Origin of the sequence: Galbibacter sp. PAP.153 (assembly GCF_037029175.1) — a bacterium.
Lineage (GTDB): Bacteria > Bacteroidota > Bacteroidia > Flavobacteriales > Flavobacteriaceae > Galbibacter > Galbibacter pacificus.
The window spans coordinates 87015-99390 of the sequence record NZ_JAZEUN010000013.1 but is presented as its reverse complement, the minus strand read 5'-3'; the positions used below and the strand labels follow the sequence as shown (position 1 = coordinate 99390).

General features: G+C 38.8%; 12 protein-coding genes. 4 read left to right on the top strand and 8 right to left on the bottom strand.

Annotated elements, in window-relative coordinates; translation table 11 throughout:
• Window positions 1-5: 5 nt before the first annotated feature.
• The gene (gene nqrE, locus UXI14_RS10145; RefSeq protein WP_277898028.1) at window positions 6-620 is read left to right on the top strand and encodes an NADH:ubiquinone reductase (Na(+)-transporting) subunit E; all 615 of its coding nucleotides are present in this window, start codon (window positions 6-8) and stop codon (window positions 618-620) included.
• A gap of 22 nt (window positions 621-642) precedes the next feature.
• Entirely contained in the window at window positions 643-1935 is a 1293-nt protein-coding gene (gene nqrF, locus UXI14_RS10140) for an NADH:ubiquinone reductase (Na(+)-transporting) subunit F (RefSeq protein WP_335966041.1), read from the top strand.
• 75 nt (window positions 1936-2010) lie between these two features.
• Here the strand turns inward: nqrF and UXI14_RS10135 are convergent, their stop codons facing one another.
• Both UXI14_RS10135 and UXI14_RS10130 read right to left on the bottom strand, forming a co-directional pair.
• Complete coding sequence (locus UXI14_RS10135) at window positions 2011-2529, bottom strand: hypothetical protein (RefSeq protein WP_335966040.1); 519 nt, start codon at window positions 2527-2529, stop codon at window positions 2011-2013.
• Window positions 2530-2586: 57 nt separating this feature from the next.
• The gene (locus UXI14_RS10130) at window positions 2587-4395 is read right to left on the bottom strand and encodes a von Willebrand factor type A domain-containing protein (protein ID WP_335966039.1); all 1809 of its coding nucleotides are present in this window, start codon (window positions 4393-4395) and stop codon (window positions 2587-2589) included.
• Between the two features lie 189 nt (window positions 4396-4584).
• Between UXI14_RS10130 and UXI14_RS10125 the strand changes: the two genes are divergently transcribed.
• Entirely contained in the window at window positions 4585-4944 is a 360-nt protein-coding gene (locus UXI14_RS10125; RefSeq protein WP_335966038.1) for a Na(+)-translocating NADH-quinone reductase subunit F, read from the top strand.
• Entirely contained in the window at window positions 4925-5965 is a 1041-nt protein-coding gene (locus tag UXI14_RS10120; protein ID WP_335966037.1) for an FAD:protein FMN transferase, read from the top strand. Before UXI14_RS10125 ends, UXI14_RS10120 begins: the two co-directional genes overlap by 20 nt.
• A 26-nt stretch (window positions 5966-5991) precedes the next feature.
• Here UXI14_RS10120 and UXI14_RS10115 read toward each other — a convergent pair whose 3' ends face one another.
• The 6 genes from UXI14_RS10115 to UXI14_RS10090 form a co-directional block, all read right to left on the bottom strand.
• Window positions 5992-6765, bottom strand: a complete 774-nt coding sequence (locus tag UXI14_RS10115) for a methyltransferase domain-containing protein (RefSeq protein WP_335966036.1) — start codon at window positions 6763-6765, stop codon at window positions 5992-5994.
• 10 nt (window positions 6766-6775) lie between these two features.
• Window positions 6776-7594, bottom strand: coding sequence for a type I methionyl aminopeptidase (map, locus tag UXI14_RS10110; protein ID WP_335966035.1), 819 nt, complete (start codon window positions 7592-7594; stop codon window positions 6776-6778).
• Window positions 7595-7955: 361 nt separating this feature from the next.
• Entirely contained in the window at window positions 7956-10262 is a 2307-nt protein-coding gene (locus UXI14_RS10105; protein ID WP_335966034.1) for a M1 family metallopeptidase, read from the bottom strand.
• A gap of 61 nt (window positions 10263-10323) precedes the next feature.
• Window positions 10324-10842 (bottom strand): DUF6702 family protein, encoded by a 519-nt coding sequence (locus UXI14_RS10100; RefSeq protein WP_335966033.1) that lies wholly within the window; start codon window positions 10840-10842, stop codon window positions 10324-10326.
• Window positions 10843-10852: 10 nt separating this feature from the next.
• Window positions 10853-11581 (bottom strand): hypothetical protein, encoded by a 729-nt coding sequence (locus UXI14_RS10095; protein WP_335966032.1) that lies wholly within the window; start codon window positions 11579-11581, stop codon window positions 10853-10855.
• A 22-nt stretch (window positions 11582-11603) separates the two neighbouring features.
• Window positions 11604-12347 carry a carboxypeptidase-like regulatory domain-containing protein gene (locus UXI14_RS10090; protein ID WP_277898039.1) on the bottom strand — a complete coding sequence of 248 codons (744 nt, stop codon included), beginning with the start codon at window positions 12345-12347 and terminating at the stop codon, window positions 11604-11606.
• Window positions 12348-12376: the final 29 nt, after the last annotated feature.

The following is a 12376-nucleotide window of genomic DNA, read 5'->3' as shown; positions in this document are numbered from 1 at the left end:
TTAAAATGGAATATGTAAACCTTTTTGTAAAAAGTATTTTTGTTGAGAACATGATTTTTGCCTATTTCTTGGGGATGTGTTCTTACTTAGCGGTTTCTAAAACCGTAAAAACTGCTGTTGGTCTTGGTGCTGCTGTTATCTTTGTATTGGCAATTACAGTGCCTATCAACTTTTTATTAGATAATTACCTGTTAAAGCCCGGGGCTTTATCTTGGCTTGGGCCAGAATATGCCGAGCTTGACCTTAGCTTTTTAAGTTTTATCATGTTTATTGCCGTAATTGCATCCATGGTACAACTTGTAGAAATGATTGTGGAGCGGTTTGCTCCCGCATTATACGGTGCTTTGGGTATTTTCTTGCCATTAATTGCGGTAAACTGTGCAATTCTTGGTGGATCGCTATTTATGCAACAAAAAGATTTTGGTGGTGTATCCGAGGCGGCCGTTTATGGATTAGGCTCCGGTGTGGGCTGGTTTTTAGCAATTCTGGCTATTTCTGCTGTGCGGGAAAAGATTACCTACTCAAATGTTCCTGCTCCATTAAGAGGCTTGGGAATTACCTTTATCATAACAGGACTTATGGCGCTTGGCTTCATGAGTTTTATGGGAATTAAATTATAAATCGTATTTAGTTAATTAGCATATGGATTATTCAGTAATCATAGCAAGTTTAATAGTTTTTCTGGCACTTATTTTTGTATTGGTAGGAATATTATTAACCGCAAAAGCAAAACTCGTTCCTTCGGGTCCTGTAACATTAAAAATCAACGGGGAAAAAGATGTTGAAGTTTCGTCGGGGGGGACCTTGTTATCAACTTTAGGAAATAGCAAAATATTTTTACCTTCTGCCTGTGGTGGTGGTGGTACCTGTATCCAGTGTAAGTGTATCGTGAAAGAAGGTGGGGGGCAAATGCTTCCAACCGAAGAACCGCACTTTACCCGTAAAGAAGCCGCCGAAGGATGGAGGCTTGGATGTCAGGTAAAGGTAAAACAGGACATGGTTATTCAAGTACCGGAAGAGGTATTTGGTATAAAAAAATGGGAAGCAGAAGTTGTTCGTAACTGGAACGTGGCTTCTTTCATCAAAGAATTTGTTGTACGTATACCGGAAGATATGGATTACCAAGCGGGTGGATATATCCAAATTGAGATTCCGCCGGTGGAAGTTAAATATGAAGATATTGATATTACTGCTCACCCCGAAGAACACGAAGACCCTAAAAAATTCCAGCTAGAGTGGGATAAGTTTAATTTATGGCCTTTGGTGATGAAAAATACCGAGATTGTTGAAAGGGCCTACTCAATGGCTTCTTATCCTGCCGAAGGAAGGGATATTATGTTGAACGTGCGTATTGCTACCCCGCCATGGGATAGAAATAAAAATGGCTGGATGGATGTAAATCCAGGTATAGCATCTTCTTATATATTTTCCAGAAAAGCGGGTGATAAAGTTGTAATTTCCGGACCTTACGGAGAGTTCTTTATCAACCCAAGTGAAGCAGAGATGCTATATGTTGGCGGTGGAGCCGGAATGGCGCCAATGCGTTCACATTTATACCACCTCTTTAAAACCCTTAAAACCGGTAGAAAAGTTACATATTGGTACGGTGGACGCTCTAAACGTGAATTGTTTTACTTAGAGCATTTTAGGGAACTGGAAAGGGATTTCCCTAACTTTAAATTTTATATTGCCCTATCCGAGCCTTTAGAAGAAGATAATTGGAAAGTAAAAGATGGACTTGATGGCGAAGGGGATGGTTTTGTTGGCTTTGTTCACCAAGTAGTTATCGATAATTACTTGAACCATCATGAAGCCCCAGAGGATATAGAATTCTATTTCTGCGGACCGCCATTAATGAACAAGGCTGTTGAAAAAATGTGCGACGATTTTGGTGTGCCACCAGAGAATGTTCGTTTTGACGACTTTGGAGGATAAACAATCATTACACAATATATAGATATAAAAAACCACGCTTTTCGACGTGGTTTTTTTATCATTAAAATTCAGCATTTATTTGGCTTCAACATTTATAATATTGGTTTCGTCCCCCGATTTAAATTCAACGGTTTTTAAACGGTTGTCTCCCGGAAGTTTAAAAATAAGGACAGCCATGCTTGTAAAAGACTGTTCTTCGCCTTCTTCAATATTGTATTCTATAATAATGCTGGACCCAATTCTTTTTGCATCATCAATTTCTATAATCTCTTTCCTATTGCTTTCAGGGAGTAAAATTACGCCAACCCTATTTTTATTAAAATCAATTTGGGTCACTTCGTTGTTCATGGTTTTGGCAGCCCCAAATTTTTGGTCGAACTCCTGTTGGTTGTCAATGGTAAAAAACTGAATTACATTGGGTGCAATATCTTTTTTTGGAAAATAATTAGCTACAATTTCTGTTTTCATAGTTTCTGGTTTTCCAGCACGTGTAAAATCGTTATCACTGCTATCGGAGTTGTTGCCCTTTTTATTGTTGCAGGACATAATCATTGTTGCGGATAGCGCTATAAAAGCTATTTTTTTAATATTCATAATGTTACATTTTTTGTTTGCAATTATAGTAATAAAAATAATCTATAAGCAAAGATACTAAAATCTATTGTAGCTTTTCATCAACCGAACAAATTCTGCACGGTACCCTTCTTTGTCGACCCCTTTGTTGTTTTCGGCCAAGTTTACTATTTGTTCTTTGGTGGCACCGTTTAAATATTCAGAATCCCTTAAATACATCCCCCACATGGCAACAGCCGAAGCAAAGTTAAAACCGACATTGTTCGATGATGGTTTATCGTCAACCGGGTGTACTATTTCTTTGCTGGTTTCTCCATCGGGTTTTTTATACCTGAACTTTATGGTAAGCAGTTCGTTTCCATAAGTATTGTTAGCAGTTGTTTTGGTATATTTTAAAGAATCTATATCTTTTAAATACGGGCTATCAATACCTGCTGGAATAAGCTCGTACAAAGCGGTCACGGTATGTTCACTGCCCAATTCGCCTGCATCTTTGGTATCGTCTTTAAAATCTTCGTCGTTTAAAAGCCTGTTTTCGTATCCAATTAATCTATATGCCTGTATCTTTTCGGGGTTAAATTCCACCTGAATCTTTACATCTTTGGCAATGGTATAAAGTGTGCCTCCAAACTCGGTGCCTAAAACACGTTGTGCTTCCTGCATGGTATCAATATAGGCATGGTTTCCGTTTCCTTTATCAGCTAGGGTTTCTAGCTTGGAATCTTTGTAATTTCCCATTCCAAAGCCCAAACAGGTTAAAAAAACACCACTTTTTCTTTTTTCTTCAATGAGGTCTTCCATTTCGCGGTCGCTGGAAGGGCCTACGTTAAAATCGCCGTCGGTGGCAAGAATTACCCTATTGTTTCCTTTTTTTATAAAATTTTCCTGAGCTGTTTCATAGGCAAGTTGCAAACCTTTGCTTCCGGCTGTCGATCCCCCGGCTTCGAGTTTGTCCAAAGCTTCTAAAATTTTGTTTTTGTCACTGCCCGGGGTAGGTGGGAGTACCATTCCTGCCGCACCTGCATACACCACAATGGAAACCTGGTCTTTAGGGCGTAATTGACCGACCAATAATTTAAAGGCCGATTTTAACAATGGCAGTTTGTTGGGGGCCTGCATGGAACCCGATACATCAATGAGGAATACCAAATTTGATGGAGGAATGTTGTCCAACGAAACGTTTTTCCCTTGAATTCCTATTTTTATAAGTTCGTGCTGCTCGTTCCATGGCGCTTTGTTCAACGTGGTTTCAATTGAAAAAGGGTCGTCTCCTGTGGGTTGTTTGTAATCATACTTGAAATAATTGATCAATTCTTCAATTTTAATAGCGTCCTTTGGTATTTCCTCTCCGTTGTTAATCATGCGTCTCATGTTACTATATGAAGCCTTGTCAACATCAATTGAAAAAGTGGAAAGTGGCTTATAGGTAACCTGCTGAAAGCCATTCTCGTTAATTTCGTCATAGCTTTCAGTGTTTGCTTGAGGAGATGGGGGGTGCACTATTTGCGTGGAATATGTACTTATGCCCCTTATTACATTCATGTTTTTCTTCAACTCTGCAGCATCTTTCACAATCATAATTTCTTCCAATTCTTCACCAGATGGCTCCAATTGTATGTTAAGCTCTTTGCTTTTTTCTTTGACCGTAATTTTTTTTGGTTTCATCCCCAAGAATGAAAAAGAAAGAACGTCCCCGGTTTTGGCGGCAATGGAAAAACGGCCGTTATAATCGGTAGCCGTACTGGCATTGGTTGTTGTATTTACAATGTTTACACCCGGTAGCTGGCTTCCGTCTGATGCATCGGTTACTGCTCCCGTAATCTGTCTAGTCTGGGCTGTAGTCCATGTGGTACTAATAATGAACAATAAAATATATAAGCTTCGCATATGTATAATTTTTACTTTGTTTTTTGTAAAAATCAACATCTGTGCCAAAAGGGCCGTACCAATAAATACCGTTTGACTTAAAAATATTGGTTAATAACTTTTTTGTGCTTATTCTTCCTATAGATTTGTGTAATTTTACTGAGCTTGCTTTTATAACTACAAAGACCGAAAATTTATTAAACGATCCTTATGTCGATAGAACTTACTACACAAGAACTACACAATTTAGCAATGAATGTTGTTGGAAAAGATTTGGAGAAGCAGGGCTTTGAATTTATTTCGGTTAATAGCCAATTAAAAAAAGATCCGCAATTTGTATGCTTAAAAAACAAGAAGCTTCATTTTGTTGTTGTAAAGGCAGTTTTATATCCTAACAATCCGGGAAAATATAATGTTACGTATATGGAAACCATGAAGGAACATGCGTTAAAATTTAAGGCCCGTACATATTATGCCGGCGTTGGTATTGCCAACGCAAAAAACTATGAAGCCCCTATAACTAAAAACGAAAACTATATCATTAACTATAATGGCATTATTGAAATCTAAATTATTACTATGGCAACTAGGATTGGTTGCTGTTTTTTTTATAGGATGCAATTCTCAGGCAGAACCTAACTTTAAAGTAGAACAGGGATATGCACTCGGTACGACTTACAACATAAAGTACGAAGTAGAAAACGAAACAGAAGACCTTAAAGGCCAAATCGATGCCGTTTTTGATACGGTAAACAAATCCATGTCCACATACCTTCCAACGTCAGATATATCTGCTATTAACAGAGGCGATTCTGCCGTAGTGGTCGATAAATACTTTCGGGAAGTGTACCTAAATGCAAAACAAATATGGCGCAAGACCAATGGTTTTTTCGATCCCACCGTGGGCGCTCTTATAAATGCCTGGGGGTTTGGGCCTGAAAAGGCCATAAACCATATGGAAGATTATCAAGTTGACAGTATTTTGGAATTTACTGGTTTTGATAAGGTTTTTATGTCTGATGATTATAGGATTATAAAAAAGAATAAAAACATATACCTGGATTTTAATGCCTTGGCTAAAGGATATACCATCGACCTTATTGGAAGGATGTTTGAAAGAAACGGCGTGAAAAATTACCTAATCGAACTGGGCGGTGAAATTTTAACCAGAGGGAATAGCCAAAACACAAATAAGATTAAAAATTGGGTGGTGGCCATTGACAGCCCTATGCAGGATAAGGAACAGCGCGTTTTAATTGCCAAGGTAAAGCTTAAAGACAAGGCAATGGCCACGAGCGGTAACTACCGTAAATTTAGGGTAGACGAAACAACGGGCGAGCATTATGTGCATATTATAAACCCATTGACCGGATATCCCCAAAAAAGCAGTGTTCTAAGTGTTTCTGTGGTGGCCGATAGCTGTATGGTGGCCGATGCTTATGCAACTGCCCTAATGGTAATGCCCTTGGAAAAGGCAAAGGAACTTTTAAAAGTAACCCCGGAAATTGATGCATACATCATTAGCGCCGATAAAGATGGAGACCTTATTGAATATAAAACTAAGGGCTTTCAGGAGTTGCTTTTGGAATAACAATTTAATTAAAACCGAACGGCGCCTCACTTTTTGGGCTTATGGCACACGGGAATAATCTCGTTGGGGTTAAGAGCATAGCGCTGAATGTCTTTGGAAGATAGTTGTTTTGGGTAATCAACTTCTTCTACTTTAAAGCCTATGTTTCTTAACCTGTTAAAATAATCCATTCCATATACGCGGACATGGTCGTATTGACCAAAGATTTTGGCACGCTCTTTTCTGTTGGTTATGGAATCGTCTTCAAAGGTATTTTTTCTGTTGATATCCTGTGGAATTTGAAAGATGCCCCATCCACCGGGCTTCATTACACGGAACAATTCCTGCATGGCCTTTTCATCATCTTTAATATGCTCAAGTACATGATTGCACAAAATAACATCATATGTGTTATCTTCAAAAGGAAGATTGCAAATATCGGCTTTTACGTCGGCTAAAGGAGATTCAATATCGGTGGTGGTATATTCAATATTGTTTAATTTTTTAAAGCGTTTGTAAAAAGCCTGTTCTGGGGCAAAATGAAGCAATTTAATAGGGGTTTTAAAAAAATCTGTTTCATTGGTAAGGTACAGCCATAAAAGGCGGTGCCGCTCCAGAGAAAGTGTTCCGGGGGCCAGTACGTTGTTTCTTTGGTTGCCGTAACCATAGGGCAAAAACGATTTATAACTTTTGCCGTCTATCGGGTCGGTATATGTGTTGCCTTTGTATAGAACGACTATAAGTGGCCGGACCCAATAGCTTAATTTAATGAGCAGGGGCCTGGGAACGGTATTTAAAACAAGTTTAAAAAGCTTTTTCAATTAAAAGTGGCTATTTTGCGGTTACATGGTTTTTAAACTCAGCTTCCTCGTTGCTTTCAATCCCCAATGCATCATATATGTATTTAAATGTGGAAAGGATTTCGGGTTGCCCGTTAATAAGGGCTACATCATGCTCAAAATGTGCGCTTGGTTTTCCGTCGGCGGTAACAATTGTCCAACCGTCCTTTAATTGTTTTATACGATGGGTACCCATATTAATCATTGGTTCTATGGCGACCACCATACCTTCTACAAATTTTTTGCCACGCCCCCTTTTGCCGTAGTTTGGCATTTCGGGATCTTCGTGCATTTTTTTCCCTAATCCGTGGCCTACCAATTCCCTAACAACGCCATATCCGTGATTTTCGCAATAGTTTTGTATGGCAAAGCCAACATCGCCCACGCGGTTACCGTGTTTAAACTCACGAATTCCAACATACAAAGATTCTTTAGTAACCTGGAGTAATTTTTTGGTTTCGGGGTCTACTTCACCAATTTCAAACGTATATGCATGGTCTCCGTAGAAACCATTTTTCAAGGCGCCACAATCTATGGAAACAATATCGCCCTCTTTTAAGGGGGTGTCTGTTGGGAGCCCATGTACCACTGCTTCATTGGTGCTTGTTAATAGCGTGGAAGGACAGCCGTACAAACCTAAAAAACCGGGCTCGGCGTGGTGGTCCCTTATAAATTCTTCTGCAATTTTATCTAGGTGCTTTGTGGTAACGCCCGGCTTTAATTCTGTAGCCAACATGCCTAATGTTTTAGAAACAATAAGGGCACTTTCTCTCATTAATTCTATTTCTTCGAGCGTTTTTATTTTAATCATATTGCGTTTTTTAAACTGAAAAATTAACCTGCTGTGCGGTTGTTGTATTTAAGTGCATTTGCTTGCCATGTAAGCTTGCTGCTTTGCAACTTTTGTTGTTATTTATGAATCAAACAACTTTAATAACAGCATGCAAAAATAAGTATTATTTTTTAGTTTTTACGTGTTTGGCTTTCTACAAAGGGTTTTGTTGTTTGAGACGGCCATATGCTTGCTGCTGGTTCTAGATTGAGTCAAATATCCTGTTTGTTTGACAAGGAAGGGGAATAATGGCGATAGATGTATAAAAAGAGGATGGTGCCGTAAAAAAATCGAGGCCATTCTTTACGGAATGACCTCGAAATATATATGTTTGGTATAACTAATTTTGAACTTTCTCCTTGAACTTATCGAAGTCTGATTCTCCTTTTTGTTCAGGCCAGCTATTGTTTGAAGTGTCAACATCGGCAGTTTCGGCCTTCGGATCGACTACAATACTGGTAATCTCCTTATTGGTGGCTTCAACTATTTTTACCTCTTTGTCGTTCTTTCTCCAAATTTCCACGGGATACGTAATATCCTTTTTCGTGCCATCTTTATAGGTATATTCAACAATTAATGGCATTGGGATACCGCCCGGCTTGTTGAAGCTTACTTCGTAAAAATATTTTGGTTTTTCCATTTTAGCCCTTTCAGTAGGCGTGAAATTGTCCATTAAGTACTCGTTGAGCGACTTGAAGTTGTCTTCTTCCGATCTTTTTGAAACTTCGTTTTTGTAATCGTCGCTATCTTCAGCAACTAAATATACAAGGTCTGGAAGGTCTGATTCGGCCATGCCTCTTTCTTCCAGAATTTCTTTTACACGTGCATTTGGAGTAGATGAAACATAATATTTTTTAACGCCTTCTACGCCTATGTCAACATGGTCGGTCGTGTAGAACCATTCTCTCCAGAACCAGTCTAGGTCTACCGCCGAGGCATCTTCCATGGTCCTGAAAAAATCTTCGGGGGTTGGGTGTTTAAACATCCAGCGCTGGGCGTATGTCTGGAAAGCATAATCAAACAAATCGTGCCCCATAACGGTTTCCCTTAAAATATTTAAGGCAGTTGCGGGTTTTGCATACGCATTGGCACCCAACTGGAATACATTTTCGGGATTGGACATAATGGGGGCGATAAAATTTTGGTCGCCTTTCATGTAGTCCACAATTTTGCTGGGTTCGCCTCTTCTGGAAGGATATTTCCCGTCAGGGCCTACCGCTTCCGGATGGCTTTTTGCAAATTCCTGTTCGGTCAAATATTGGCAAAAAGTATTGATGCCTTCGTCCATCCATCCCCATTGACGCTCGTCTGAATTTACGATCATTGGAAAATAGTTGTGGCCAACTTCATGGATAATCACGCTAATCATTCCAAATTTAGTACGGTCGCTATAGGTGCCGTCTTCATTTGGCCGTCCGTAGTTCCAGCAAATCATGGGATATTCCATTCCCTGGTTTTTTGCATGCACCGAAATTGCTTTTGGATAAGGATAAGCAAAGGTATGGTGCGAATATGTCTTTAAGGTTTGTACAACGGCTTTTGTGGAATATTCTTCCCAAAGTGGGTTTCCTTCTTTTGGGTAAATGGAGACGGCCATGACCGTTTTGTTTTCACTTGTTTTTACGGCCTGCATTTCCCAGATATATTTTCTGGAAGTTGTAAAGGCAAAGTCGCGCACATTTTCGGCTTTTAGCCTCCATGTTTTTTTGTCTGTAGCATGCCCTTTTTCGTTTTCTCTTGCTTCGTCTTCGGTAACGATAAATACAGGCTTTTTATATGAAGTCTTAGCTTTCTCGTAACGTTTCAACATTTCGTCTGTTAAAACTTCTTTTGGATTTTGAAGCACCCCGGTACCGTCCAGGATATGATCGGCAGGAACCGTAATGTTTACCTCAAAATTTCCAAATGGTAAAGCAAACTCTCCACTTCCCCAAAATTGATGGTTTTGCCATCCTTCTACGTCGTTGTATACGGCCATGCGAGGATAAAACTGGGCAATAACATAGTTTTTATTTCCGTCGGGGAACAGCTCGTAACCACTACGTGCCCTGTCGATGGTATGATTGTTTACATTGTACCACCACTCGATATTGAACGAATATTTTTCTCCCGGCTCCAGTGGTTTGGGAATGTCTATACGCATCATGGTCTGGTTGATGGTGTGCGGTAAGTTTCTGCCTTTGGTATCTTTTACCGATTGAATATTGAACCCACCGTCAAAAGGGGCTTTGTAATATTTATTGGCAAAGTTTGCCGTTTCTTCTGCTGGGGGAACACCGCCACCGTTTCTTAAGGGTGCCTTGGAATCTTTGGCCCTAACGTTTTGGTCTAATTGAACCCAAAGGAACTCTAATTTGTCAGGGGAATTGTTGGTGTAGGTAATGGTTTCTTTACCAGTAATTTTCTGGCTTTCGTCATTAAGCTCGATATCCATTTTATAATCTGCCTGCTGTTGGTAATAAGCTGGACCGGGAGCCCCGGATGCGGTTCGGTACATGTTTGGAGTAGAAAACTCCTCGTACATTTGTCTGAATTTGTTAGTGTTGGAATGGCCCTGTTCTGGCTCCTCGCTGCCGTTTTCCTGAGAAAAAACCGCACTAAAGGACAAGAAGCAGAAACCTGCTAATAAGTACTTGAATTTATGCATAGTTGTTTAGAATGAATTAGGTTTGAAAATTAAATAATTTGAACACTATTTATAATTAAAGTTACAATTTTAACATAGCTTTATCATTTTCTTTTACCAGCATAAAACTTTTTTTGTGTTTTTTTATGCTTATATGCACGACATTTTGTTGTTCCGGATATATATCATATAAAACTTTGCTTTCAACACTAATGTATTTTAGGCCTTCCGGATGAACGTCTGGAATCTCTAAGTAAACTTTCATTACGTCAACATCGTATTCCTTGCCAATATAATTCCAGTCGGTTTTTTTTCCGTTGATACGTATCACAAACTTGTCATGGAGGTACTTTTCAATATAATTGTCTGCGTTTTTTAATTCGTTGTCGCTCATTAATTTAGGTTCTATGCCGTAGCGTTCTTTTAAAAGTTTTTCAATATCGTCTATAAAATAACGGGATATCATTTGGATGGCCTGATCTTCTTCGGCATAATTTACATCGGTAACGCTTACATAGAATTTATGAAAGCTATTGAAACCAAATAGCGAAACAATAAAAAGTAGCAATAACGGCGTTCTAAAAAGTTTTTTAATATGCATGGCTGTTTTTTTATTTCAATCCGTTGAGTTTTCTAAAATCGATACTTTTGGCATTTAGGTATTCTAAAATGCTTAGCGTGTTCTGGTCTTGAAAATCCTTAAAGGATGGGTCGGCAGCACAAAAGTACATAAAACGATCTATATAATCTTCGGGGATTTTTAAACCTTCAACAAAGAGTTCGATTTCAAACCGGTCTTTGGTTGCCTGAATTTTCTTTTCCTCTTTTTGAAGGCGGATAAGTTTTTTGATTTTCTTTATTTTTCCGTTGAGGGTATTTATAAGAAGACTTAACGGGCCGCCAGAAGCACTCATAAGCATGCGTTGTGAATATTCGGGGCGTTTAACCGTTGCATTGGGCAACCCAAGGGAAACTGCGTTTATGGGGGTTTTTACCCGGTTGTACTGAATATCCTTGCTTAAATCTCCCGACAAATTATACGGTGTTACAAAAACGGGTTCGAGGACATTGACCTTTTCTGTTAAAGCAATTTCAAGATATCCATTGTCGATAATGGTATTGTTTATGTGCACAAATTTTACTTCGAATTGAAGCGCAGAAAAAACCAATGTATCATTGAGTTTTACCGGAATATTAAATTCCCCTTGCCGATTGGTAATGGTTGCAGCATTTGAGGTTTTATTGAGAATGTAAATGCCTTCGGTTTCAACAGCATTATCTACAATTTTTCCATGTATTTCCTTTCTAGGGAGTTGGGCATTTAGGTAAACCGGGATCAACAGTAAAATTAATATTGGTAAATTAGTTTTCAGAGGCTTTTAATGCGTTAAATTCTTTGCTTTGATCCACCAAAAAATCAATAAGTTCAAATTCATTGCTCTTTTTCAGCAAGGTTTTAGATGGCAGTTTGTCGTCTACATAATATAGAAACTCATCAATTTGGTCTTGCGGTACTTTTAGATCGGTCACAAAAAATTCATCATCGTAAACCTGGCGTAATACTTGGCTGGGCATCAGCACAATTTCTTCCCCTTTTTCTTTATTGGACTTGAACAAGGCCTTGTAAATATTTACAAAATTTAGCCCGTCCTTCATTCCCCTTTGGCTCACGGGAATTGCATAATTGGTTACATCGGTAGCCTTATCGGTTTTATAATCAACCTGTTTAAATTCTTCATTTTTAAGCTGTATGTACGCTTCCCGGTTTTCTGGGGTAATTACCACTTCGTCCAGTTCGGTTACCTTTTCGTTTACTTCAACCACAATGCGTTTGTTTGCTATAATCGCCTCGGTAATTTTTACGGTTTTTAATTGGTAGTTCATGGCGGCAAAAGCCAGTTCGTCGCCCACATTTACCATAATTTCAAATTCACCTTCGTTATTGGTAATTGTTGCGCGCTCGGTAGTAATGTTGATAACATTTTCATTGGGTACGCTGGTATTTTGGTAAAGCACCTTCCCTCTTATTAAAGTTCCATCAGTTTGTGTATGTGCAATAAAGGGGGCGATAATTAAAAGATATAATATGAATATTTTTTTTTGCATTGGAATAGTTTCTAATATTAAAGAAATTA